22 protein-coding genes are annotated in these 23,297 nt (G+C 74.3%); 14 read left to right on the top strand and 8 right to left on the bottom strand.

What is annotated here, in order from left to right:
* The first annotated feature begins 11 nt into the window (after positions 1-11).
* From ACZ3IG_RS19825 to ACZ3IG_RS19815, 3 genes are read left to right on the top strand one after another with little or no spacing between them, the layout of a single operon-like run.
* Positions 12-134 carry a hypothetical protein gene (locus tag ACZ3IG_RS19825; protein ID WP_467433564.1) on the top strand — a complete coding sequence of 41 codons (123 nt, stop codon included), beginning with the start codon at positions 12-14 and terminating at the stop codon, positions 132-134.
* A complete protein-coding gene (locus ACZ3IG_RS19820) occupies positions 131-865 on the top strand; it encodes an enoyl-CoA hydratase family protein (protein WP_467433562.1) in 735 nt (244 codons plus the stop codon). Before ACZ3IG_RS19825 ends, ACZ3IG_RS19820 begins: the two co-directional genes overlap by 4 nt.
* Complete coding sequence (locus tag ACZ3IG_RS19815; protein ID WP_467433561.1) at positions 853-1,515, top strand: TetR/AcrR family transcriptional regulator; 663 nt, start codon at positions 853-855, stop codon at positions 1,513-1,515. The genes ACZ3IG_RS19820 and ACZ3IG_RS19815 overlap by 13 nt, the downstream gene beginning before the upstream one ends.
* Before the next feature lie 6 nt (positions 1,516-1,521).
* Here the strand turns inward: ACZ3IG_RS19815 and pdxH are convergent, their stop codons facing one another.
* On the bottom strand, positions 1,522-2,172 hold the full coding sequence (gene pdxH, locus ACZ3IG_RS19810) for a pyridoxamine 5'-phosphate oxidase (protein ID WP_467433719.1): 651 nt from the start codon (positions 2,170-2,172) through the stop codon (positions 1,522-1,524).
* A gap of 265 nt (positions 2,173-2,437) precedes the next feature.
* Here pdxH and ACZ3IG_RS19805 point away from each other — a divergent pair, with 265 nt between their 5' ends.
* A complete protein-coding gene (locus ACZ3IG_RS19805) occupies positions 2,438-3,532 on the top strand; it encodes a citrate synthase 2 (RefSeq protein ID WP_467433560.1) in 1,095 nt (364 codons plus the stop codon).
* 475 nt (positions 3,533-4,007) lie between these two features.
* Positions 4,008-5,411, top strand: coding sequence for a PAS domain-containing protein (locus tag ACZ3IG_RS19800; RefSeq protein WP_467433559.1), 1,404 nt, complete (start codon positions 4,008-4,010; stop codon positions 5,409-5,411).
* A gap of 57 nt (positions 5,412-5,468) precedes the next feature.
* On the opposite strand, the gene ACZ3IG_RS19795 is transcribed toward ACZ3IG_RS19800, so the two are convergent.
* The gene (locus ACZ3IG_RS19795) at positions 5,469-6,224 is read right to left on the bottom strand and encodes an SIS domain-containing protein (protein ID WP_467433558.1); all 756 of its coding nucleotides are present in this window, start codon (positions 6,222-6,224) and stop codon (positions 5,469-5,471) included.
* 285 nt (positions 6,225-6,509) lie between these two features.
* Between ACZ3IG_RS19795 and ACZ3IG_RS19790 the strand changes: the two genes are divergently transcribed.
* Positions 6,510-7,202: a metal-dependent transcriptional regulator gene (locus ACZ3IG_RS19790; protein ID WP_467433557.1), complete on the top strand. Its 693-nt coding sequence runs from the start codon at positions 6,510-6,512 to the stop codon at positions 7,200-7,202.
* Positions 7,203-7,740: 538 nt separating this feature from the next.
* Positions 7,741-8,604 (top strand): alpha/beta fold hydrolase, encoded by an 864-nt coding sequence (locus ACZ3IG_RS19785; protein WP_467433555.1) that lies wholly within the window; start codon positions 7,741-7,743, stop codon positions 8,602-8,604.
* Between the two features lie 19 nt (positions 8,605-8,623).
* Here the strand turns inward: ACZ3IG_RS19785 and ACZ3IG_RS19780 are convergent, their stop codons facing one another.
* From ACZ3IG_RS19780 to ACZ3IG_RS19770, 3 genes are all read right to left on the bottom strand, one after another.
* Positions 8,624-10,240, bottom strand: a complete 1,617-nt coding sequence (locus ACZ3IG_RS19780; RefSeq protein WP_467433717.1) for a transporter — start codon at positions 10,238-10,240, stop codon at positions 8,624-8,626.
* A gap of 32 nt (positions 10,241-10,272) precedes the next feature.
* A complete protein-coding gene (locus ACZ3IG_RS19775) occupies positions 10,273-11,043 on the bottom strand; it encodes an ABC transporter ATP-binding protein (RefSeq protein WP_467433554.1) in 771 nt (256 codons plus the stop codon).
* 90 nt (positions 11,044-11,133) lie between these two features.
* Positions 11,134-11,787, bottom strand: coding sequence for a bifunctional DNA primase/polymerase (locus ACZ3IG_RS19770; protein ID WP_467433552.1), 654 nt, complete (start codon positions 11,785-11,787; stop codon positions 11,134-11,136).
* A gap of 309 nt (positions 11,788-12,096) precedes the next feature.
* On the opposite strand from ACZ3IG_RS19770, the gene ACZ3IG_RS19765 reads away from it, so the two are divergent.
* Together ACZ3IG_RS19765 and ACZ3IG_RS19760 are read left to right on the top strand one after the other, a co-directional pair.
* Complete coding sequence (locus ACZ3IG_RS19765; protein ID WP_467433550.1) at positions 12,097-13,482, top strand: transcriptional regulator; 1,386 nt, start codon at positions 12,097-12,099, stop codon at positions 13,480-13,482.
* Between the two features lie 201 nt (positions 13,483-13,683).
* Positions 13,684-15,453, top strand: a complete 1,770-nt coding sequence (locus ACZ3IG_RS19760; RefSeq protein WP_467433549.1) for a hypothetical protein — start codon at positions 13,684-13,686, stop codon at positions 15,451-15,453.
* 74 nt (positions 15,454-15,527) lie between these two features.
* On the opposite strand, the gene ACZ3IG_RS19755 is transcribed toward ACZ3IG_RS19760, so the two are convergent.
* Positions 15,528-16,802, bottom strand: coding sequence for an ABC transporter substrate-binding protein (locus tag ACZ3IG_RS19755; protein ID WP_467433547.1), 1,275 nt, complete (start codon positions 16,800-16,802; stop codon positions 15,528-15,530).
* A gap of 117 nt (positions 16,803-16,919) precedes the next feature.
* Between ACZ3IG_RS19755 and ACZ3IG_RS19750 the strand changes: the two genes are divergently transcribed.
* Both ACZ3IG_RS19750 and purU read left to right on the top strand, forming a co-directional pair.
* The gene (locus ACZ3IG_RS19750; protein WP_467433544.1) at positions 16,920-17,420 is read left to right on the top strand and encodes an SCO4402 family protein; all 501 of its coding nucleotides are present in this window, start codon (positions 16,920-16,922) and stop codon (positions 17,418-17,420) included.
* Positions 17,421-17,480: 60 nt separating this feature from the next.
* On the top strand, positions 17,481-18,362 hold the full coding sequence (gene purU, locus ACZ3IG_RS19745; RefSeq protein ID WP_467433542.1) for a formyltetrahydrofolate deformylase: 882 nt from the start codon (positions 17,481-17,483) through the stop codon (positions 18,360-18,362).
* 158 nt (positions 18,363-18,520) lie between these two features.
* Here the strand turns inward: purU and ACZ3IG_RS19740 are convergent, their stop codons facing one another.
* Together ACZ3IG_RS19740 and ACZ3IG_RS19735 are read right to left on the bottom strand one after the other, a co-directional pair.
* Entirely contained in the window at positions 18,521-20,110 is a 1,590-nt protein-coding gene (locus ACZ3IG_RS19740; RefSeq protein ID WP_467433715.1) for a zf-HC2 domain-containing protein, read from the bottom strand.
* Positions 20,111-20,193: 83 nt separating this feature from the next.
* On the bottom strand, positions 20,194-20,784 hold the full coding sequence (locus tag ACZ3IG_RS19735; RefSeq protein WP_467433541.1) for an RNA polymerase sigma factor: 591 nt from the start codon (positions 20,782-20,784) through the stop codon (positions 20,194-20,196).
* Between the two features lie 332 nt (positions 20,785-21,116).
* Here ACZ3IG_RS19735 and ACZ3IG_RS19730 point away from each other — a divergent pair, with 332 nt between their 5' ends.
* The 3 genes from ACZ3IG_RS19730 (at position 21,117) to ACZ3IG_RS19720 (ending at position 23,108) form a co-directional block, all read left to right on the top strand.
* Complete coding sequence (locus ACZ3IG_RS19730) at positions 21,117-21,497, top strand: STAS domain-containing protein (RefSeq protein ID WP_467433539.1); 381 nt, start codon at positions 21,117-21,119, stop codon at positions 21,495-21,497.
* A 168-nt stretch (positions 21,498-21,665) separates the two neighbouring features.
* Positions 21,666-22,178: an EF-hand domain-containing protein gene (locus ACZ3IG_RS19725; RefSeq protein WP_467433538.1), complete on the top strand. Its 513-nt coding sequence runs from the start codon at positions 21,666-21,668 to the stop codon at positions 22,176-22,178.
* 459 nt (positions 22,179-22,637) lie between these two features.
* Positions 22,638-23,108, top strand: a complete 471-nt coding sequence (locus tag ACZ3IG_RS19720; protein ID WP_467433713.1) for an ATP-binding protein — start codon at positions 22,638-22,640, stop codon at positions 23,106-23,108.
* Positions 23,109-23,297 lie beyond the last annotated feature (189 nt).

Below are 23,297 nucleotides of genomic sequence, written 5' to 3'. Positions count from 1 at the left end.
CTGGAGGCACCGTGTCCCCCCTCACCCGCGCACACCTGGACCGCTTCCACCGCCGGGTCGCCTTCCGCGACGGCGTGCCCCGTGCCGCCGCCGGCGGTGAGATCCGGCGCCGAGAGCCGAGGGACCGCCCGTGACCCTGACCGTCCACCCCTGCGCCCGGGGCGTGCGGACCCTCGCCCTGGACGCGCCGCACCGCCGCAACGCCCTGTCCGCCGCGCTGGTGGCGGAACTGTCCGCCGCCCTGACCGCCTGCGGCGAGGACCCCGGCGTCCGGGCCGTCGTCCTCACCCACACCGGCACCGCCTTCAGCGCCGGCGCCGACCTGCGCGACCCGCCCGACCCGAAGGCCCTGACCGGCCTGCTCCGGCAGCTCGTGGAGCTGCCCAAGCCGGTCGTCGCCCGGGTCACCGGCCACGTCCGCGCGGGCGGCCTCGGCCTGCTCGCCGCCTGCGACATCGCCGCCGGGTCCACCACGTCGACGTACGCCTTCACGGAGGTCCGCGTCGGCGTGGCCCCCGCCCTCATATCCCTGCCGCTGCTGCCCCGCACCGACCCCCGCGCGCTCGCCCGTTACTGTCTCACCGGCGAACGCTTCGACGCCGCCGAGGCCGCCCGCGTCGGCCTGCTCACGGCGGCGGGCGACGACGTGGACGCCGTACTGGAACCGGTCCTCGACGGGCTGCGCAAGGCCGCGCCGGGGGCCCTGGCCGAGACCAAACGGCTGCTCACGGCTAGGGTGCTGGAGACCTTCGACCGGGACGCCGACGCGCTCGCCGCGCTGACGGCACGGCTGTTCACCGCCGCCGACGCCCGGGAGGGGATGACGGCCTTCCTCGAACGACGGGATCCCGCATGGGTGCTGTGACCACGACCGGCCCCGACCCTGCCCCGGAACAGAACCGCGCCCCCGCACCGGACCGCGCCCCGAAGCAGGACCGCAGCCGGGCCACCCGGCAGCGGCTGCTGGCCGCCGCCGTGGCCTGCCTCGCCGAACACGGCTGGGCGGGCTCCACGGTCTCGGTCGTCGCGCTGCGCGCCGGTGTCTCCCGCGGTGCCGCACAGCACCACTTCCCCACCCGCGAGGACCTGTTCACCGCCGCCGTCGAGTACGTCGCCGAGGAACGCTCCCTCGCCCTGCGCGCCCTCTTCCCGGAGGGCGCCGGAGACCGCCGTGCCGTGGTCGCCGCCCTCGTCGGCCTCTACACCGGCCCCCTCTTCCGCGCCGCCCTCCACCTCTGGGTCGCCGCCTCCAACGAGGAGCAGCTGCGCGGCCGGGTCACCGAACTGGAGGCACGCGTCGGCCGCGAGGCCCACCGCATCGCCGTCGGCCTCCTGGCCGCCGACGAGACCCGCCCCGGCGTCCGGGAGACCGTCCAGGGCCTGCTCGACATGGCCCGCGGCCTGGGCCTCGCCAACCTCCTCACGGACGACACGGCCCGCCGGGAGCGGGTGGTCGCGCAGTGGGGGGCCCTGCTGGACGCGGCGCTGGACCCGGCACCGCCCGCCACGGCCTGAGCGCCGTCACGGACCGAGCCGCTCCACCCGCCAGCCCCCGCCGTCCCCGCCGTCCCCGCCGTCCCCGGCGGCGACGTACCGGAGCCGGTCGTGCAGCCGGTTCTCCCGGCCCTGCCAGAACTCCACCGTCCGCGGCACCACCCGGAACCCGCCCCAGTGCGGCGGCACCGGCACCTGCTCGCCCTCCGGGTACCGGGCGGCCAGCTCGGCGTAGGCGGCGTCGAGCGCGGCCCGGGAGCCGACCACCGCCGACTGGGTGCTGGCCCACGCCCCGAGCTGCGAGCCGTGCGGCCGGGTCCGGAAGTACGCGGCCGTCTCGTCCCGCCCGGTCCGGGCCGCCGTACCCGTGACGATCACCTGCCGGGCCATCGGGTGCCAGGGGAAGAGCAGCGAGACGTACGGGTTGGCCGCCAGGTCACGGGCCTTGCGCGAGCCGTAGTTGGTGTAGAAGACGAAGCCCCGCTCGTCGAAGTGCTTCAGCAGCACCGTGCGGGAGCTGGGCCGACCCTCGGCGTCGGCCGTCGAGACGACCATGGCGTTCGGCTCGAAGAGGCCGCCGTCCGTCGCCGCCTGCTGGAACCAGCGGGCGAACTGTTCCACGGGCGTGGCGGCCAGCTCGGTCTCCCCGAGCCCCTCGGCCCGGTACTGCTGGCGCATCGAGGCGAGATCCAGCGCGGCGGCGTGTGCGTCGGTCACGTTGTCATCTTGCCGTATCGGTACGGCCGCACGGTGTCCTTCGTCACGCCGTGGCACCCAGTGCCGCAAGCCCTCCCCGGAGGTGGCACTCAGGGATATCGTGCCGCGTACGGGGCATCACAGGGGTGGCCGCCGGGGACCGCGAGCCGGGGACGACGACCGCGGATTCCACGGGGCGGCGAACGCCCCTCACCCCACCAGGACCACGATCACGAGGAGCCGCCTGATGTCCGACTTCGTACCCGGGCTTGAGGGAATCGTCGCGTTCGAGACGGAGATCGCCGAGCCCGACAAGGAGGGCGGCGCCCTGCGCTACCGCGGCGTCGACATCGAGGACCTGGTCGGGCGCGTCTCCTTCGGCAACGTCTGGGGCCTGCTCGTCGACGGCGCCTTCAATCCCGGCCTGCCGCCCGCCGAGCCCTTCCCCATCCCGGTCCACTCCGGCGACATCAGGGTCGACGTGCAGTCCGCGCTCGCCATGCTGGCGCCGGTCTGGGGCCTCGAACCCCTCCTCGACATCGACGCCGAGCAGGCCCGCGCCGACCTCGCCCGCGCCGCCGTGATGGCCCTGTCCTACGTCGCCCAGTCGGCCCGCGGCCAGGGCCTGCCGATGGTCCCGCAGCGTGAGATCGACAAGGCGCGGTCGGTCGTCGAACGCTTCATGATCCGCTGGCGCGGCGAGCCCGACCCCAAGCACGTCGCCGCCGTCGACGCCTACTGGACCTCCGCCGCCGAGCACGGCGTGAACGCCTCCACCTTCACCGCCCGCGTCATCGCCTCCACCGGCGCCGACGTGGCCGCCGCCCTCTCCGGAGCCGTCGGCGCCATGTCGGGCCCGCTGCACGGCGGTGCCCCCTCCCGGGTCCTCGGCATGATCGAGGAGATCGAGCGCACCGGCGACGCCGAGGCGTACGTCAAGCGGGCCCTGGACCAGGGCGAACGCCTGATGGGCTTCGGCCACCGCGTCTACCGCGCCGAGGACCCGCGCGCCCGCGTCCTGCGCCGCACCGCCCGCGAACTGGGCGCCCCGCGCTTCGAGGTCGCCGAGGCCCTGGAGAAGGCGGCCCTCGCCGAACTCCACGCCCGCCGCCCGGACCGCGTACTGGCCACCAACGTCGAGTTCTGGGCGGCCATCGTCCTGGACTTCGCCGAGGTCCCGGCGCACATGTTCACGTCCATGTTCACCTGCGCCCGCACGGCCGGCTGGTCGGCCCACATCCTGGAGCAGAAGCGCACCGGCCGCCTGGTCCGCCCCTCCGCCCGCTACACCGGCCCCGGCCCCCGCGACCCCCGCGAGATCGAGGGCTACGAGTCGCTGTAGCACCGGTGGGGGCCCCGTACACGCAGACGACCCGCGAGTCGGGTTCCTCCGTGGAGGAGCCGGCCGGACGTACCGGCGACTCGCGGGTCGGGTGACTGCTGGAGATTGGGCCGGCTGCGCGCTCGACTCACGCGCTGGTCCGGCACCGCACTGGGTGTGGTGACGGGCCGCTAGCCCGCAGCCACCTCACGCGTCCGGTTTCCATACATCTGCCGAACCACCTCCTCTCTCGTGTGCACCACACATTAGGAAGCGTCCGGCAGGCGCTCAACCCATTTTCCTGTGACGCGTTCCTGTGACGCGTTCCTGTGACGCGGGAGACAGGGCGGGACGGATTTCCGGCGTGCAACGATTCCTGCATTATTGCGAGAACCAGGTGTGCCCTGGGTCACGTTCGAGTTGAATGAAGGCCAGTACCGACTTGAATGAAGGCCAGTAAGAGGCCAGTACCGACACAGCCTGCAGGGGGGTTCGGGTGAGTGCTTCCCGGCACAGTGGGGCCACCGACGAGCTGGGGCCGGACGGGCCCGAGCCGCCCGAGCGGGAGGGCGCGGACCTGCTGGCCGCCCTGCTGGACGGGATGGACGCGGCGCTGTGCGCGTTCGACGCGGACGGCGTCGTCACCCACTGGAACCGTGAGGCCGAGCGCATCCTCGGCTGGACGGCGGCCGAGGCGGTGGGCCGCAAGGGCTTCGCCGGGTGGGCCGTGCGCAGCGCGGACGCCGAGGAGACCGAGGGCCGGCTGCTGGCGGCGATGCGCGCGCCGGGCCGGCAGGTGCACGAGTTCGCGCTGCTGACCAAGGACGGCGGACGGGTGCTGGTGCGCACCCAGTCCGCGGCCGTACGCGGCCCGGACGGCGAGCCCGCCGGGCTGTACTGCGCCTTCAGCGAGGTGCACACCCAGATCGACCTGGAGCGGTCGATCGCGCTGAGCGAGGCCCTGTTCGAGGACGCGAGCTGGGGTGTGGTGCTGGTCGACGCGGACCTGCGCCCGGCCGTCGTCAACGCGCACGCCGCGCGGGCCTTCGGCACGGGGCGTACGTCCGTACTGGGCCGGCCGCTGGGCGATCTGATCGCCCAGGGCGTCGAGGAACTGGAGAGCGCGCTGACCCACGTCCTGGCCCAGGGCGCGCCGCCCGCGCCCGCCGAGCTGTGGGTGAGCGTGCGCACCCCGGACGGGGAGCGGCGGCGGTGCTGGAGCAGCGGGTTCCTGCGGCTGGCGTCGCCGCTGGCGGAGGAGCCGGTGCCGCTCGGCGTGGGCTGGCTGTTCCAGGACGTCACCGAGTCGCGGCAGGCCGAGCAGGAGGCGTCGCTGCTCAGGTTCCGCACCAACCAGCTGCACCGGGCGGCGCGGGCGGCGGCCGAGTGCGAGGACCCGGCCGAGGCGGCCACCGTCCACCTGGACTTCGCGCTGGCCGGGTTCGCCGACCACGCGCTCGTCGATCGGGTGGCGGGCGCCCCGCTCACCGGCACGGAGTCGGCGGAGCCGGTCCGGCTGGTCCGGTTCGCGGCCACCCCCTCCGGCACGCCGGGGCCGAGCGTGCGCGGCGGTGCGGCGGGGCTGCCGGTCCGCTACGACCAGGGGCATCCGGCGGTGCAGTGCGTGCGGCGGGCCGGTCCGGTGCGGGCGAGCGCCGGCACGATGTCCGGCGACCGGGCGCGCGCGTGGGCGCGGGCCCGCCAGTGGCCGGAGGGCACGGTGCACGCCCTGTGCGCGGTGCTGCGCAGCCGCGGGCGCACGCTCGGTGTCGTGACGTTCCTGCGGAGCACCGGCCGCGGCGCCTTCGAACGGTCCGACGTGGCCCACGCGGAGGACGTGTCCCTGCGCATCGCCGCGACGCTGGACCTGGCCGGGGCGGTGGGGGAGCGGGACCAGTAGACCGGCAGGCCCGGTGACCGGCCCGCCGCCGGTTCAGCGGTGGGGGAAGACGCCGGTTCAGTGGTGGTAGAAGATGCGGTCCCCGTACCGCTCCAGGATCCGGTCGTTCCAGTCGTGGCCGCCGTCCACGTTGCCCGAGCGCAGCAGCGGCGGTTCGACGCCGCGGTCGGCGAGGACGGCGGCCGTCGTGGCCAGCAGGGCCTGCATGAGCGCGGCCGTGACCACCGTGGACGCGGGGGCGAACGGCGCAGGGACGGTGTCCAGGGTCAGCTCCGCGTCCCCGACGGCGATCTTGGAGTCGAGCACGACGTCGCAGTGGTCCTTCAGAAAGGTGCCCGAGCGGTGCCGGGGCCGGGTGCCGGTGGCGTACGCGACCGAGGTCACGCCGATGACGCGGATGCCCCGCGCGCGGGCGTGCAGGGCCATCTCCACGGGCAGCGCGTTGCGCCCCGACAGCGAGACGATCACCAGGGCGTCGCCCTCCCGCAGCGGCGAGGAGTCCAGCACGGCCCGGGCGAGGCCGTCCACGCGCTCCAGGGCGGAGCCCAGCGTGGCGGGCCGCACGTCGACGCCCACGACGCCCGGCACCGTCAGCAGGTTCATCAGGGCCAGACCGCCGGCCCGGTAGACGACGTCCTGCGCGGCCAGCGACGAGTGCCCCGCGCCGAAGGCGAACAGCCGGCCGCCCCGCTCCACGGTGTCCGCGAGCAGCGTGCCCGCCGCCTCCACGGCCGCTCCCTCCTCGTCCCGGACCCGGTGCAGCAGATCGACCGCCGCGTCGAGGAACTGGCCGGCCGGCTTGCGGTCGCTCATGCGGAGCCCCTTCGCTGTGGCCTTCGGTGTGGCCTTCGGTGTGGCAGTGGCGCGGTGCGGCGCGCTGTGACGTACGGTGCAGCGCCTCACGGTGCGGTCCGGACCAGCGCGGTGTCAACACGGAGGACACGCGGGCAAGGGCCCGGGCGGTACGCTCGATACCCCGTTCGGCCCTTCTCCTCGGCGCGGCACGGTTGTCAGCGGTATGCGTCAGAATTGATGGCAGGGCCAGCGCACGCGCCGGAGAGCCGTCGAGCCTCCGGAAGATCTCATCAAGGGGCACGTATGTCCGGACTGATCGACACCACGGAGATGTATCTCCGCACCATCCTCGAGCTGGAGGAGGAAGGTGTGGTCCCCATGCGCGCCCGGATCGCGGAGCGGCTCGACCAGAGCGGTCCGACGGTCAGCCAGACGGTGGCGCGGATGGAGCGCGACGGCCTGGTCTCCGTCGCCAGCGACCGGCACCTGGAGCTGACCGACGAGGGCCGCAAGCTCGCCACCCGCGTGATGCGCAAGCACCGGCTCGCGGAGTGCCTGCTCGTCGACGTGATCGGTCTGGAGTGGGAGCAGGTGCACGCCGAGGCGTGCCGCTGGGAGCACGTGATGAGCGAGGCCGTGGAGCGCCGCGTCCTGGAGCTGCTGCGCCACCCCACCGAGTCGCCCTACGGCAACCCGATCCCGGGCCTGGAGGAGCTGGGCGAGACGGACGTCGCCGACCCGTTCCTCGACGCCGGCCTGGTGGCGCTCTCCGACCTGGAACCGGGCGCCGAGGGCAAGTCGGTGATCGTGCGCCGCATCGGCGAGCCCATCCAGACGGACGCCCAGCTGATGTACACGCTGCGCCGGGCGGGCGTGCAGCCCGGTTCGGTGGTGAGCGTGACGGAGTCCGCGGGCGGCGTGCTGGTGGGCAGCGGCGGCGAGGCGGCCGAGCTGGAGTCGGAGGTCGCCTCCCACGTCTTCGTCGCCAAGCGCTGACCCGGCGCCAAGCGCTGACCCGGCGCAGCGCGCCGCTCGGCGCGCCGCAGTGACCGGCGCCGATGTTGCGCCGGGGTTTCCATCCCGTCGAATGCCGAATTCGGTCCGGCCGAACGGCAGCGTCCTCGCGGTTGGCGTGCGAGGCTGTCGCTGAGGCATATGACGAAGGCTCGGGGCCGCGAGGGGCAGTCGCGGTTCGGAGAGGGGGAGGACGTGCCGCGCAGACGACAGAGGGCCCCGGCGCCGTGCGGCGCCGGGGCCTGCCCTCCCCTGTGCTGACCCGGAGCCCCGAGCTCTCAGGGTCATCCCCTCGGACCGTTTTCCCCGAGCGGTCCGCCTCCCGCTGAAGATCTCCCCTCGACAGCGGCGGCCAATCCCCGGAGGGTGTCACTCGAACGAGGGGTATTGCCCGGCAGGACGGTTTTTTCGAATAACCATTCGATACCCTGCGGCGGCAGCACACGCAGGACACGCAGGACGAGTACGACCAGCACGGCAGGCAGATCAGGTCCGAGCGGATCTTGGGGGTGCCAGGACCATGGCGCGGCGTATCGACGTGACCGGGGCGGGCGGCGTACGCCTCGCGGCCTGGGAGTTCGGCGACCCACCCAAGACCGACCCGGCGCCCGGCCCGGCCGCCCCGGGGGTCCTGCTGCTGCACGGCCTGATGGGCCGCGCCTCGCACTGGGCGGCCACCGCCCGCTGGCTCTCCGGGCGCCACCGCGCCGTCGCCCTCGACCAGCGCGGCCACGGCCGCAGCGAGAAGCCCCCGCAGGCGTCCTTCACCCGCGAGGCGTACGTCGAGGACGTCGGCGCCGCGCTCGACCAGCTCGGCCTCGCCCCGGCCGTCCTGATCGGCCACGCCATGGGCGCGCTGACCGCCTGGCAGTTCGCCGCCAAACACCCCGACCTGGTCCGCGGCCTGGTCATCTGCGACATGCGGGCGTCCGCGCTGGGCGCCGCCTCGCAGCAGGAGTGGACCCAGTGGTTCCGGTCCTGGCCGGTCCCCTTCGCCACGCTCGCCGACGTACGCACGTGGTTCGGCGAGGACGACCCCTGGACGGACCGGCCGAACCCGGCCCGCGGCGCCTACTACGCCGAGGTGATGGCGGAGTCGGCGGACGGCTGGCGCCCGGTCTTCGATCCTGAGCAGATGCTCAGCTCCCGCGAGACCTGGATCCACGACGCCCACTGGGACGAGCTGGCCCAGGTCGGCTGCCCCACCCTGGTCGTCCGCGGCCTCGACGGCGAGCTGGGCCGTGCCGAGGCGCAGGAGATGGTCCGGGTGCTGCCGCGGGGCCGGTACGCGGAGGTCGCCGACGCCGGCCACCTGGTCCACTACGACCAGCCGGAGGCCTGGCGCGCGGTCGTCGAACCGTTCCTCGACAGCCTCCAGGACTGAGCGGGCCGGCCGCGCGGCCTCACCCCTTGCTGACGGCCGTCAGGATCTCCGGCAGCCGCCCGGCCGTCAGCGGCGCCGCGAACCTCAGCCCCAGCACGACCAGCACGGCCCCGTACACCGCCCCCACCGGCAGCACCACCCACGTCCACGCGTCCCCGCCCGCGCTGACGCTCAGCCACACCGTCAGCGCGATGACGGGCGCGCACAGCAGGGCGGCGGCCACCATCCCACCGAAGATCGAGACCCAGGCGAGCCCGGCCTGACCGGGGACCACGTTCTTGTAGCCCTCCTGCGGAATGGAGTACGGAAAGCGCGCCGAGGCCCAGGCACCGGCCGCCAGCATCGCGCCGAGCAGCGCCAGGGACAGGCCCAGGGCCTGCGGCAGCCGCGCCCAGTCGTCGAGCAGCGCCGTGGTCAGGACGGTGACGAGAGTGGCGTACGGCAGGCTGATCAGCAGCAGGGCGAAGGTCCGCGCGCGCAGCTCGACGTAGGCGTCCCGGGGCGAGGAGATGGTCATCGCGACCATCCAGAAGGCGGAGGTGTCCTGCCCGAACTGGTTGAACATCTGGAGGCCGAGCATCCCGGCGGCGAAGCAGGCGAAGTAGAGCGAGCCGCTGCCCTGCAGGGCGTTGAAGACCGGCACGATCAGGCCGATCGCCAGGGAGGTCACCCAGGCCGCCTTGGTCTTGGGGTCGCGCCACACGTACCGCAGGCTGCGTTCCATGACGGTGCCCGTGCGCCCCGCGGGCAGCAGCCGCGCCGACCCGGCGGACCCGCGCTCGCGCGTCGTACCGCCGGACGGGAGGGTCGACCCGTCGGGCGTGGTCATCAGCCGGGTCAGGTGCCGCGCCCACACCGCCAGCAGCAGTGCCAGCAGCGCCGCGCACAGCGCGAGCCGCGCCAGCGCCGTCCCGTACGCCCCCTCGCTCGCCGCCCGCACCGCCCCGACCGCCGAGGCGGGCGGCACCCAGCTCAGCACGTCGGAGACGGGCGCGAGTTCCGCGAGTCCGGACGAACCGAGCCGCTGCGCGCCGAAGTTGACGACCTGCGCCCCGACCGCGACGACCAGCCCGCTGAGCACCGCGAGGTCCCGCCCCTTGCGGCTGGTCAGCAGCCGTACGTTGGCGGCGGCGACGGCGCGGGCGAGCGCCACGCACACCAGCAGCGCGAGCACCGCGCCGACGACCCCGACGGCGTACGCCGCCCAGCCGTGCGCCAGCGCGATCACCGAACCGGCCGTCAGGCACAGCGTGAACAGCGGCCCGATGCCCACCAGCGAGGCCGTCAGCAGGGCCCGTACCAGCGGCCGGGGCCGCAGCGGCAGCATCACCAGCCGGGTCGGGTCCAGGGTCTCGTCGCCGCCGGGCCAGAACAGCGGCATCACCGCCCAGCCGACCGCCAGCACCGCCGTCAGCAGGACGACCAGCGCGTCCGCGTGGGCGTGCCCGCGCAGCGCGATCAGGCCGATGAGCTGGAGCGCGGCGAGGAGCAGCACGACGACGGCCGAGGCGACGTAGGCGGCCCGCCGGCCGGCGGACTGCCGCAGCCCGTTGCGCAGCAGCGACAGCTTCAGCCGCACGAAGACGGACGTGACGGACGTGGCGGACGCAGCGGACGGGACAGCGGCGGGGGGCACGGCGGGGGTGGCGGCCGACGCGGGCTCGGCGCTCACCGGGAACCGCCGCCCAGCCAGTCCAGGTCGCTCCCCGCGTCCCGGCCGCCCGCGCCGACCAGTTCCAGGAACGCCCGCTGCAACGAGGGCGCCTGTCCGCGCACCTCGGCGAGCGGCCCGGTGGCCCGGATGCGCCCGGCGGCCAGCACGGCCACCCAGTCGCACAGCGACTCGACCAGCTCCATGACGTGGGAGGAGAAGACGACGGTGGCGCCGGAGGCGGTGTACCGCTCCAGGACGCCCCGGATGGTCTGCGCCGACACCGGGTCGACGCCCTCGAACGGCTCGTCCAGGAACAGCACTTCGGGGTTGTGCAGCAGCGCGGCGGCCAGCCCGATCTTCTTGCGCATCCCGGTCGAGTAGTCGACCACCAGCTTGTGCTGGGCCCCGGCCAGGTCGAGGACGTCGAGGAGCTGGGTGGCCCGCTTGTCCACCTCGCCGCCGGGCAGCCCCCGCAACCGCCCGGTGTAGCCGAGCAGTTCCCGGCCCGACAGCCGCTCGAACAGCCGCAGTCCCTCCGGCAGTACGCCGATCCGGGCCTTCACCTCCACCGGATCGCGCCAGACGTCGTGCCCGACCACCTCGACCGTCCCCTGGTCCGGCCTGAGCAGCCCGGTCACCATCGACAAGGTGGTGGTCTTCCCGGCCCCGTTCGGCCCGACCAGCCCGATGAACTTCCCGGCGGGCAGGTCGAGATCGATCCCCCCGACAGCCACCTGCTGTCCGAACCGCTTCCAGAGCCCTTGTACGCGTACGGCTGAGGTCATACCCCGAACCCTACGGCGGGACGAGCGCCGCGAAAGAGACCGCGGTGAACCCGCACGCGCCGGACGACCGCGCCCGGCGGACGAGCAGCGCTACCGTTCCCGCCCGCACGCGTAGGCGAGCGGCGGCAGCAGTTCCGCCACGTCCGGCAGCCACCGATTGGTCCGGGTCGGCGGGCACGCCCACTGCACGGCCCCCCGCGTCCCGTACCGCGTGGGCGGCGCCGCCACCCACTCCCCTTCGCCCAGTGCCGTCAGATCCAGCGTCACCGGCGACCAGCCCAGGCTCCTGACCAGCTCCGGCACCTTCACGGCGGCCCCCGGCAGGACGAAGAACCGCATCCGCCGGTCCGGGGCCAACGTGACCGGCCCCAGCGTCAGCCGCATCCGTTCCATGCGGGCCAGCGCGAGGAACCCGGCCGTCTCCGGCACGTCGATCGCGTCGAACGCGCGCCCGGTCGGCAGCAGGATCGACGCCGCCGGCTGCTTCTGCCACAGCCGGCGGGCCACGGTCGCGCTGCCGGTCGCCTGGCCCGCCCAGTCCGCGCGCGCCGGGTGCGCGCCGGGGACGGCGCACGCCGGGTCCGCACAGGAGCAGCGTTGCTCCCCGTCGACGGCTTCCAGCCAGGTGCCGGGGAACACGTCCCAGTGGCGCTCCTCGGCGTAGCGAACGGCGGCTTCCAGCAGGGATGCGCCGCGCTGCTGGGGAATCTGTGCGGTCTCGGTGCCGGGGATCGTCTCTTCCACGTGGATCTCAACTCCCGTGCCCACCGCGGGTTACGGCCGGTGCGCGCGCGGGGGAGGAGCACCGGCTCCGCGGTCGGGGCGCATGGGTGCACCTCCGGGGGCGCGCGCGAGGATCCCCGGCGGGAGTTGGGTAGCCAGGGGCAGGGGGACACGGCGACGGCCGTTTACCCGGCAAACCTCGCAAGCCTCGCATTTTCCGCATGTCAGCGGGGCACTGATCTCCACGGCCGGTTCCTTTCGGTCGGCCGCGGAAGTCACGTCAACTCGGTGCACGGGCAGGCACCCGAGCCATGAAGCAGGGGGTACGCCATGGCCGCAAGGCCTCTCGTCGCGCGGCAGCCGAACGAACGGCTGCAGGCGCTCATCCAGGAAGCGGGCTGCTCCAACGCGGGGCTCGCCCGCCGGGTCAACATGTGTGGCGCCGAGCACGGTCTCGACCTGCGGTACGACAAGACGTCGGTGGCCCGCTGGCTGCGCGGACAGCAGCCGCGCGGCCGGGCACCGGCGATCATCGCGGAAGCGCTGGGACGCAAACTCGGCCGGACGGTCACGATCGACGAGATCGGCATGGCCAACGGCAAGAACCTCGCGTCCGGCGTCGGCCTCCAGTTCTCGCCGACGGTACTGGGAGCCATCGAGCAGGTCTGCGAGCTGTGGCGCAGCGACGTGGGGCGGCGGGACTTCCTGTCCGGCTCCTCCGTCGCGGCGTCCGCGCTGGTCGAGCCCAGCCGGGACTGGCTGATCTCGGCGCCCGACGCGCAGGTGGCGCGCGCGGCCGGGCCCCGGGTGGGCCAGTCCGACGTGGCGGCGGTGCGGGCGATGACACAGGCGCTGGTCGACCTGGACCACCAGTACGGCAGCGGGCACGTGCGCCCGGTCGTCGTGCACTACCTCAACAGCGTCGTCTCCGGGCTGCTCGCCGGCTCCTACCGGGAGGCGGTCGGCCGGGACCTGTTCGCGGCGGTCGCCCGGCTGACCGAACTGGCCGGGTACATGGCCGTCGACACCGGCCAGCCCGGCCTCGCCCAGCGCTACTACATCCAGGCGCTGCGGCTCGCCCAGGCGGCCGGCGACCGCGGTTACGGCGGCTATGTGCTCGCCGCGTCGATGAGCCACCTCGCCGCGCAGCTCGGAAACCCGCGGGAGATCGCGCAGTTGGCGCGCGCGGCGCAGGAGGGGGCACGGGGGCGCGTCACACCGCGCGCGGAGTCGATGTTCCACGCCGCGGAGGCCCGCGGGCACGCCCTGCTCGGCGACGCGCGGGCGGCCCAGGACGCGGCGGGCCGGGCGGTGGCCGCGCTGGAGGCCGCCGACCGGGACTCCGGGGACGACCCGGCCTGGATCGCCCACTTCGACGAGGCCTACCTCGCCGACGAGTTGGCGCACTGCCACCGGGACCTGGGACAGGCCGACGCGGCGGCGCGGTACGCCGAGGAGTCCCTGGCCCGCCACCCGAGCAGCCGGGCCCGCAGGCGGGCCATCGGGTACGTCCTGCTGGCCAGCGCCCAGGTGCAGCGGCGGGAGATCGAGGAGGCGTGCGGTACGGGCACCAAGGCGGTCGAACTCCTCGCCACCCTGCGCTCCAACCGGGGCGCCGAGTATCTGGAGGACCTCCAGCAGCGGCTGGAGCCCTACCGGGAGGAGGCGGTGGTACGGGAGTTCGGGGCCCGGGTCGATCTCCAGGCCGCCGCGTGAACACCGGCCCGGACAGCGGGTGAACGGACGGCGAACGAGGGGGCGGACGGGAGCGCGGGACGTCAACGGAGCACAGGGGACCGGTTTTGTAATCGCGGTCACAGGGAAGGAGGTCACGCCCTGTGCGGCGTGGCAGCGGGTTCGGGGGACCCGGTAGCGTGAGCCGACGATTCCGAAGGTCCCCCATTCGTAGGAGTCCCGGTGACACAGAGTGGACAGGGCGAGGAGCCCTCGCAGCGCCCGGCGCGCGAAGGCATCGTGCTGCCCTCCGACGGCGGCGAGCCCCTGTTGCCGGGCATGACGGGCGTAGCCGCCGGTCCGCCGTCCGGCCCGCCCGCCCCGCCCCCGCCCTCCGCCCCCGACGGCGGACAGGCGTGGAACCAGGCGTGGGGCCCCGGCGGGCACCAGGTCCCGCCCGCCGGCCCCGGTTCCTGGGGCGCCCCCGGCGCTCCCGGACAGCAGGCGCCGGGCGCCTGGCCCGACCGGACCCCGCCCGGCCCACCGCCGCAGCCGGGCCCGGGCCCGCTCCCCCCGGAGGGCGCCCAGGCCCCGGCCTACGGCACCCAGCAGGGGTACGGCGCCCAGCCCCCGGCGTACGGCGACCAGCAGCCGGGGTACGGGAGCCGGCCTCAGGCCTACGGTTCCCAGCCCCAGGCCTACGGCGCCCAGCAGCCCCCGTACGCCCCCCAGAGCGCGCAGGGCGCGCACGCCGCGCACGGCGCACCGGGCGGCAGCCCCGCCGCGCCCCTGCCGCCCGCGCACGCCCAGGAGCAGGCCACCCAGTACCTGCCGCCCGTGCCGGCGCAGGCGCTGCCCGCCGCCGACGAGGGCGCCACCCAGTACATACCGCACATACCGCCCGCGCCCGCCGACGAGGGCGCCACCCAGTACCTGCCGCCCGTCGCGCCCGGCGCGCTGCCGCCGGAGCAGCCGGCTCAGCACCACGCCGAGCAGACGCGGTCGCTCGGCGTGGTGAAGCCCGCCGCGCCGGGGCCCGGTCCGCTGCCGCCGCCCGCCACCGGTTCCGACGCGGAGGCCACGCAGTACATCCCGCCCGTGCCCGGCCGGCCCGCGGGAGCGCCCTTCGGCGGCGTACCCGGCGGGACCGGCGCACCCGGCGTGTCCGGCGCACCCGGCGTGTCCGGCGGGGACGCGGGACGGCAGCCGCCCGCAGAGTTCGACAACCTCTTCCGCGGCGCCCCGGCCGCCGACGGCCCGTCCGGCTCCACCCAGCAGATGCCCGTCGTCGGCGGCCCGCAGCCGCCCCGGCCCGGCGCCGCCCCGCACGGCTACGCCCCGCAGGACGCCGGCGGTGGCCGGCGCGGCGGCGGCCGGGGCGGGCGGACCGGCTCCCGGGTGCCGCTGATCGCGGCCGTCGGCGTCGCCATCGCCGTCGTCGGGATCGGCACCGGCGCGCTGCTGGCCGGCGGGGGCGGTGACGACGACGCCGACAAGAACCAGACCGTGTCCGCCACGGCCCCCGCGACCGAGGGCTCCCCGTCGGCGTCCGCCGACCCGGCCCGGGAGCAGGCCGTCGCGCTGGACGCGCTGCTCGCCGACAGCGGCGACAGCCGGCAGACGGTGATCGACGCCGTGGCGGACGTGAAGTCCTGCGACAACCTGTCCCAGGCGGCGCGGAGCCTGCGCGACGCGGCGCAGCAGCGCACCGAACTGGTCACCCGGCTCTCGCAGTTGTCCGTGGACCAGCTGCCGGGCAACGCGGAGCTGACCGCGGCCCTGACCAAGGCGTGGCGGGCGTCGGCGTCGGCCGACGACCACTACGCGGCCTGGGCCGACCAGGCGGCCGGCAAGAAGGGCTGCAAGAAGGGCCAGGCCCGCACCACCGGGCAGACCGCGGCCGGCAACAAGGAGAGCGGCGTCGCCAGCACGGAGAAGGCCAAGGCCGCCAAGCTGTGGAACGTGATCGCGAAGAAGTGGGGCCTGACCGAACGCACCCCGGTGCAGCTCTGAACGACGGCACGGGCGGGCCCCGGGCGCAGGTGCCCGGGGCCCGCCCGGTTCCGGTCCGCCCGGTCCTCGCCGCCTCAGGTCACGTCGGCGTTCCGCAGCGTCTCGACGGTGTCGAGGAAGCCCTGGCGGGCCGACACCAGCCGTCCCTCCCGTACCACCTGGAGGGTGACGTGGGTGTTCACCAGCCGGGGGAAGCCCACGGAGGCCAGTTCGGCGGCGAACGTCCAGTGCAGCGTCGGGGTGAGCCCGCCGGTGTCGATCTTCAGTCCGTCGTCCAGGGCGCCGGTGATGGCGTCGGCGGTCACCTCGCCGTCGCCGAGCGAGGCGACGACCTGCTTGAGCACGGTGTACGCGATCCAGGTGGTCTGCACCCCGGCGTCCGCCGCGTCGACGCGGTTGTCGCCGAAAGCTTTCTCCTTGATCACTTCCTTCATCGGGTCCCAGAGCTTGTCGGTCTCCACCGGGTACCAGCCGGTGACGTACGACCCCTCGTACGGGCTCGACGCGCCACCGGTGGCGTTGACCGTGGACTGGTCGACGCTGCCCAGCACGGTCGCGGTGCGCACCTCGGCGTAGTCGTCGCGGGCCCGCCGGAAGGAGTCCATGAAGGTGTCGGTGCGGTCGCCGAGCACCGGGACCACACAGCCCGGCTCCGTCGACCCGGCCTCGGTGGAGCGCTGCAGCGCCCGGTCGGCCTGGCCGCCGTACTCGGTGGCGTCCTCCGCCGCCCGCTGGTCCTGGGCGCCGGTGTGCCCGCCCGCGGTGAGACCGGAGTCCAGCAGCGGGGCGAGCTGGTCGCCGGCGATGGTGTCGGGCCGGACCAGGGTGACGGGCCCGCAGCCGTCGGCCAGCGCGGCGCCGAGGCCGGCCAGCAGCGCGGGCTGGCCGCCGTTGACGGGGTAGGAGAGCGGGCTGGTGAATTCCTCGCTGGTGATGCCGTAGCCGCCGATGTAGGGGATGCCGGCGCCCTCCAGCACGGGGAGGAAGGAATCGGCGTACTGGCTGTAGGAACCGACGACCGCGACGACGTCCTCCTGGACGGCACGCCGGGCGCACTTGGCGGCGGCCACGCTGTCGTTGTGGTCGTTGCAGGTCAGAACCTTGAGCTGGTGGCCGGAGAGCCCTCCGTGCTCGTTGACCCAGCGCGCGTAGGCCTGGGCGAGGGCGGGCATGCCGGGTTTGTTGGTGGCGTCGGTGTCCTGGGGCGCCCAGGTCATGACGGTGATGGTGTCGTCCCCGGAACCCCCCGTGACCCCGGGGACGACCCCGCAGCCGGCGGCGAGCGACGCGCACGCCGCGAGTGCGCCCAGGGACAGGGAGGTTCTGCTGATGCGTCGCCTGCCGGTCATGAAACCGTACGATTCCGTCACAGGGCTAACCTGGGGGCGCCCTCCGGTCGACGGACGGTGTCCTCGTGGTGAATTGCGGGTGCCTGTGAGGCAAGCATGGAGAGGAACGTACGATCGATGACCGTGCAAGGTTCGGAGAACTCTTCCCGTCGCGGCCGTCGCTCCTCCACCATGGGCGGCATGCCTCTCAACGACATGCCGTGGTGGCGCTGGCGCAGCAACGTGCGGTCGGCGCTGCACATGCTCTCCGACCCCGCCTTCCAGCGGGACGTCTGGCTGGCCGGGACGGACGGGTACGGAGACGTCACCGACGCGGTGTACCGGCTGGTGGAGGACACCTGGCTGGACCACTGGTCCGCGGAGAAGTACGTCGGCACGATCTTCCGGGACTCCCAGGAGGCGGCGCTCGTCGACACCGCGGTCCTGCGGGTCCTGCGGATCATGCACCAGGTCGGGCCGGACGCGCCGGTGGCGGCCTACCTGGAGCACGCGGCCTGGCCGGACGCGGTACGGGCGGCCCGGGACGCGCACGTCCGGCTGGCGGCCAGCGACGGGGACGACCCGGACACGGCGCCGCGCAGCCTGGAGGTGCTGAGCATCATGGTGCGGTCGGCGTGACGCGGTCCGTCTAGCGGGACGGCCGCCGGCCGGGGGGCCGGATATGGGACCCTGTCCGGCATGAACGAGCAGTCCACCCGTCCCGCGGCCCCCGCCGACCAGTACGTCCTCACCCTCTCCTGCCCCGACAAGCAGGGCATCGTGCACGCCGTGTCGAGCTACCTCTTCATGACCGGCTGCAACATCGAGGACAGCCAGCAGTTCGGCGACCACGACACGGGCCTGTTCTTCATGCGGGTCCACTTCTCGGCGGAGGCGCCGGTGACCGTGGACAAGCTGCGGGCCAGCTTCGCGGCGATCGGCGACTCCTTCCAGATGGACTGGGAGATCCACCGGGCCGACGAGAAGATGCGCGTCGTGCTGATGGTCAGCAGGTTCGGGCACTGCCTGAACGACCTGCTGTTCCGCACCCGGATCGGGGCGCTGCCGGTCGAGATCGCCGCGGTCGTCTCCAACCACACCGACTTCGCCGAACTGGTGGCCTCCTACGGCATTCCCTTCCACCACATCCCGGTGACGAAGGACACGAAGGCCCAGGCCGAGGCGCGGCTGCTGGAGGTCGTGCGGGAGGCCGACGTCGAACTGGTCGTCCTCGCCCGGTACATGCAGGTGCTCTCCGACGACCTGTGCAAGCAGCTCAGCGGCCGGATCATCAACATCCACCACTCCTTCCTGCCGAGCTTCAAGGGCGCCAAGCCGTACCACCAGGCGCACGCCAGGGGCGTGAAGCTGATCGGGGCGACGGCGCACTATGTGACGGCGGACCTGGACGAGGGGCCGATCATCGAGCAGGAGGTCGAGCGCGTGGGGCACGACGTCACGCCGGACCAGCTCGTCGCGATCGGGCGGGACGTGGAGTGCCAGGCGCTGGCGCGGGCCGTGAAGTGGCATGCGGAGCGGCGGATTCTTCTGAACGGGCGGCGGACGGTGGTGTTCGCCTAGGGGGGCGGGGGTTCTGATGCGGGTGCGGGTGCGGGTGCGGGTGCGTGGTGGCTGGTCGCGCAGTTCCCCGCGCCCCTGGAGGTACGTTGACTGCACGTGCCTTCAGGGGCGCGAGCGACCACGACGTGCCCGCAGCCGCTCCGCGACGGACCGGCCCCCTACATCCGGCTCAAGCTCGCCGCGGCGAACAGGACGTCCCTGATCGCCTCGCGGTCCCCGGACTGTCCCGCCGCCGCTTCCTCCGGAGGGATCCGGCCCGCGGCCAGGCGGCAGAACTCCACGTCGTCCAGGGCGACGTACGCCACCTCGTGCTCGGCGGAGCCCACCGCCGCCGGCGAGTCCAGCGGGATGTACCACTGCCCGCCGCCCGATCCCTCGATGTCCAGCCGCAGACTGCGCCCCGGCGTCCCCGCCGTCACCAGGTGCCGGTGCGCACCCGGCGCGGCCCTCCCGCTCCGGCGGCGCTCCGCGAGCGCGGTCGGCAGCAGCCGGGCCGCGAGGTCGATCATGCGGTGCAGATGGCGGGCCGAGGGCGGCTCGTAGGGGTAGTTCACCGCCTCGGCGATGTCCTCGGCGTGCACCCAGCACTCGAAGGCCCGGTCCAGCATCGCGTCGCGCAGCGGCAGTTCGCAGTCGCCGTACGCCACCGGCATCCGGCCCGCGCCCGAGTCGCGCCCCGACGCGCCGCCACCGGTGAACGCCGTCGTCCGGATCAGGGCGTGGCTCTGCTCCCGCCAGGGCGCGCGGACCGCACGGGTGGGCGGAAGGTGCGAGGCCCGCCAGTACGCCTCGGTACGGCCCGCCGGGGCCGGAACTCGCGGCGTGATGTCGCCGAGCGGGTCGGCGAGGCCCAGGGCGACCGCGACCAGGCCGTCGACCGCGAGCAGGTGGGCGATGACGCCGGCGACGGTGGTGCGGCGGCTGGCCGTCTCGTCGTCCGAGAACCAGCGCAGCCGCACCGGGGCGTGCCATTCCGCGTCACCGAAGTCCTGGAGCAGGGCGTCCAGGCGGGCGGTCTCGGCGTCGTAGGGCATGGCCCACTCGGGCACCGGGATGCGCGGCGGACGCCGTTCGAGGCAGAGGTCCAGGACCCGGGTGCGCAGGGCCGGGTCGGGGTCGAGGGTGTCCGGGGGCTGGAGCAGCCCGACCGCCTGGCGCAGCCGCCGGCCCTCCTCCGCGCAGGCCCCGCACTCGCCGAGGTGCCGGTCGACGGCGGCGGCCTCCTCCCGGGAACAGGCGGACAGCGCCCAGGCGCCGAGAAGCGACTTCAGCACGGGGTGCTCCAGCGCGAGGGGCGCGGGGCCGGGGTGCGGCAGGGCGGGCAACGGCAGCCCGCTGTCCTCGACGGAGATCCGCGGCAGCGGTATCCGGGGACGGCCGCCCCCGGCTCCCCGCGAGTCGGACCCACCGGCGCCGGGTCCGCCGGCGCCGGGCCCGGCGCCTGGTCCACCCACGCCTGGTCCACCCACGCCTGGTCCACCCACGCCTGGTCCACCCGCTCCGGGTCCGCCGGTTCCTGGCCCACTGGTTCCGGGTCCGCCGGTTCCGGGTTCGTAGGCCCCGCCGCCTTCCCGCGGCCTGGCCGGGCCCTCCGGCTTCTCGGGGCGGCCCTCCGGTTCCTCCGGTACTTCCCGCCCGTCCGGTGCTTCCCGCCTCTCCGGTACTTCCCGCCCCTCCGGTCCGTCGGGCCTGCCCGATCCCGCGGCGGCGTCCGTCCGGTCAGGGCCACCGGCTGCGCCGGGTTTCATCGTCCCGTGGGTCCCTTCACCCGAGTCCGTCAGGCGACGTCCGCCGTACACCCCGTACCGTTCCGCCCCGGCGCTCATGCCGCTCATGCCGCACCTCCGTAGCCGGGCGGGGCCCCGGGCGTGCCGGGGGCCGCCGTGTCGTGGGCGGTGGAGAGGAGCTGGAGGCCCAGCCGGAGGCGGCGGCGGGCCTCGTCCTCGGTGATGCCGAGGTCGACGGCGGTCTGGCGGTAGTCGCGGCGCTGGAAGTAGGCCCGCTCCAGGGCGGACCGCAACGGCGCGGGCATGGACTGGACGATGTAGTCGGCGCGGGCGGCGACCGACGCGTGGCGCACCCTGCGCTCCAGGTCCTCGGCGGTGCCGGGGCCGCCGCGGGCGAGGGCGGCCGTCCCGGCGGCCCGCAGCCGCCGCACGGCCAGCCGGTGCGTCAGCCCGGCGATCCACGTGCGCATCGGTCCCTGCTTGGGGTCGTAGGTGTCCGGGTGCTCCCAGACGTGGGTGAAGACCTCGCGGGTCACGGCGTCGGCGGCGCACTGCTCGTCGAGCACCCGGTGGGCGAGACCGTGCACGAGGGAGGAGAACCGGTCGTACAGCTCGCCGAGCGCGGCGGCCTCGCCGCGCGCGAGCCGCTGCTGCATCTTGCGGTCCCAGCCGAGCGGTGTGTCCTGCGTCGCCATACGGCCCCTTCACCCCCTGCTCGTGTCTGACGGGCCGGCCGGCCGACCGGTCCCGACCGGTGTCCAGCCGGCGGCCATCGCCTTCTCGAATGTAGTCGGCACGTATGACCACGCACGCCCCTTTGCGCCAATGAGAGCCCCCGAAGCGCCCCGGATGGTAAGGGCCCGCGACGGCCGACGGCCGACGGACCGAATGAGATCGGGAGGAACGGAAACCGGCCGCTTCTGACCGTTTCTTGTTTTCCTGGGCGCGTTTGCGGGAACGGCCGGTGGGCAGGCGCGCGCCCAAGAAGCGTAGGCGTGGCTTCCGTTTCGTGCGAGGGAAGGAGGGCTTGGTGGTGGCGTTCCAGGTGAACGGGGACGAGCGGGGCGGATGGACCGTGGTCCAGGTCTCGGGCGAGCTGGACCTGGTGTCGTCGCCGGCGCTGCGCCAGCGGGTGCACGACGCCGTGGCCGAAGGGCGCCACAGTCTGGTCCTCGACCTCTCCGACGTACTGTTCTGCGACTCCAGCGGCGTGGGCGTGCTGATCGCCTCCCGGCGCCTCATACGGTCCTGCCAGGGCCGGCTGCGGCTGATACTGCCGGCCCAGGGTGCCGTCGACGGCTCCCACGTCAACCGGGTCCTCACCGCGCTGGGGGTGCGCAGGCTGTTCGACGTCCACCCCGACCTCGCCTCGGCGACCGGCGACGAACCGCGCCCGCTGTCGGCGTAGCGCCGCCGCACACGTCATCGTTTCGTCACACCGTTGTACCGGTGTTCGCCCGTTCTTGGTGTGGACGTCACTTTTCGGTGCGGGGGTACCCGTCGCCGTCGTACGCTCCGTGCGTGACATTCAAGACATCCCCACCCGACGTAACGACGTAAGGCGGCCGGAGAAGAGATGGTCAGCAGCGAGAACGAGCGCAGGATCGCCGAGCGGTTCGCGACCTTCGACCAGAACGGCAACGGCTGCATCGACCGCGAGGACTTCAGCGAGGCGGCCAAGGCCCTGCTCGACGAGTTCGCCGTCGCGGCCCGTTCCGACAAGGGCCAGGCGCTGTACGGCGGCGCCGAGGCGTTCTGGCAGGGCATGGCCGGTATCGCCGACCGCGACGGCGACCAGCGCATCACCCGCGAGGAGTTCGTCACCGGCGCGGTCAAGCGCCTGCGGGACACCCCGGACCGGTTCGCCGAGATCGCCCGTCCCTTCCTGCACGCGGCCCTCGCCGTCGCCGACACCGACGACGACGGAGCCGTCACGGTCGACGAGGCCGTACGGCTGCTCACCGCCCTCGGGGTCCCCGCGGAGACCGCCCGCCCGGTGGCCGGGGCGCTCGACGCGGACGGCGACGGGAAGGTCGTCGAGGAGGACGTCGTGCCCGCCTTCGCCCGCTACTTCACGGTGGGGGAGTGAGGCGCCCCGCGCATCCCGTCCGGGACGTCGCCGATCGTGGCATCCGGTGATCACGGAGCGTTTTCGCCGGGCTTCGCCCCGGACGTGACCCGTCACGGCCCGCAGTCGGCGACGGGCTCCGGTACCTTGTCCGGAACGCGCGTGGCGCCGGGCGCGAACCGTTTCGGCGCCACCCCCGCGGAGGCTCCGGAACCGGGGGCTTCCGCCGCCTGTTCGACTGCTCGCGGCGAGCGTCGCACAGTATGGCGCACGGGTACTCCTTCGCGCTGGAATATGCCCGAAGCGCTTGTTGACGTGACTTTACGTCAACCATGCTGTCCCACAACGGAATCACGGTCAGTGATCCCGGTCCCGGCCGTAGTTCCGGCCATGCAGAAGCTGGCCACGATCGTGGCCCTCGCGAGGCGCACGTCCAAGTGTCCGCCGGTTCGGATGGTGTGAGCGGTGCAGGTGCTTCAAGTGCAGCTGGAGATCCGGCCCGACCCCGCTGAGGTCGGGCGGGCCCGCAGATGGGCCCGTTCGAGACTGACGGGGGCGGGGATACGGGACGACGAGCCGCTCGCCGAGACCCTGGTCCTGCTCGTCTCCGAACTGGTCACCAACGCGGTCGTGCACACCGGCCGCCCGGCCGTGCTCCGGCTCTGCCTGCCCGAGAAGAAGCCGGAGGCGGCGGAGGACGCCACCGTCCGGCTGGAGGTGGCCGACACCAGCGGGCGCGCCCCGGTGTTCCGCTGCGCGGACGGCGACGCGACCGGCGGCCGGGGGCTGGCCCTGGTCGACGGGCTCGCCGACCGCTGGGGCTGGAGCCGGGACGGCACCGGCAAGCGCATCTGGTGCGAGCTGGACCGCTGCGCCCAGAACGAGGAGTCCGGCGCGGACCGCGCCGCGGCGGCGGAGTTCGAGGGGCTGACGGCGTACGAGGCGGTGTGAAGCCGGGGGAGCGGGACCGTCGCCCTCCGATCCCCGACGCCGGCCCCCAGCCTCCGGCCTCCGGTCCCCGGCCCCGGCCTCCGGTCCCCGGTCCCGGCCCCGGCCTCCGGCCTCCGGTCCCGGTTCCCCGGTCCCCGGCCTCCAGCCTCCGGCCTCCGGTCCCGGTCCCCGGCCCCGGTCCCCGGTCCC

Source organism: Streptomyces sp. NPDC016677 (assembly GCF_055562815.1).
This window is presented reverse-complemented; position numbering and strand designations above follow the sequence as displayed.

Excerpts from the sequence above, each read along its gene's own strand:
- ACZ3IG_RS19815 (WP_467433561.1), top strand. The coding sequence starts at position 853 with ATGGGTGCTGTGACCACGACCGGCCCCGACCCTGCCCCGGAACAGAAC.
- pdxH (WP_467433719.1), bottom strand. The coding sequence starts at position 2,172 with ATGCGCCAGCAGTACCGGGCCGAGGGGCTCGGGGAGACCGAGCTGGCC.
- ACZ3IG_RS19805 (WP_467433560.1), top strand. The coding sequence starts at position 2,438 with ATGTCCGACTTCGTACCCGGGCTTGAGGGAATCGTCGCGTTCGAGACG.
- ACZ3IG_RS19795 (WP_467433558.1), bottom strand. The coding sequence starts at position 6,224 with ATGAGCGACCGCAAGCCGGCCGGCCAGTTCCTCGACGCGGCGGTCGAT.
- ACZ3IG_RS19790 (WP_467433557.1), top strand. The coding sequence starts at position 6,510 with ATGTCCGGACTGATCGACACCACGGAGATGTATCTCCGCACCATCCTC.
- ACZ3IG_RS19785 (WP_467433555.1), top strand. The coding sequence starts at position 7,741 with ATGGCGCGGCGTATCGACGTGACCGGGGCGGGCGGCGTACGCCTCGCG.
- ACZ3IG_RS19775 (WP_467433554.1), bottom strand. The coding sequence starts at position 11,043 with ATGACCTCAGCCGTACGCGTACAAGGGCTCTGGAAGCGGTTCGGACAG.
- ACZ3IG_RS19765 (WP_467433550.1), top strand. The coding sequence starts at position 12,097 with ATGGCCGCAAGGCCTCTCGTCGCGCGGCAGCCGAACGAACGGCTGCAG.
- ACZ3IG_RS19755 (WP_467433547.1), bottom strand. The coding sequence starts at position 16,802 with ATGACCGGCAGGCGACGCATCAGCAGAACCTCCCTGTCCCTGGGCGCA.
- ACZ3IG_RS19750 (WP_467433544.1), top strand. The coding sequence starts at position 16,920 with ATGACCGTGCAAGGTTCGGAGAACTCTTCCCGTCGCGGCCGTCGCTCC.
- purU (WP_467433542.1), top strand. The coding sequence starts at position 17,481 with ATGAACGAGCAGTCCACCCGTCCCGCGGCCCCCGCCGACCAGTACGTC.
- ACZ3IG_RS19740 (WP_467433715.1), bottom strand. The coding sequence starts at position 20,110 with ATGAAACCCGGCGCAGCCGGTGGCCCTGACCGGACGGACGCCGCCGCG.
- ACZ3IG_RS19735 (WP_467433541.1), bottom strand. The coding sequence starts at position 20,784 with ATGGCGACGCAGGACACACCGCTCGGCTGGGACCGCAAGATGCAGCAG.
- ACZ3IG_RS19725 (WP_467433538.1), top strand. The coding sequence starts at position 21,666 with ATGGTCAGCAGCGAGAACGAGCGCAGGATCGCCGAGCGGTTCGCGACC.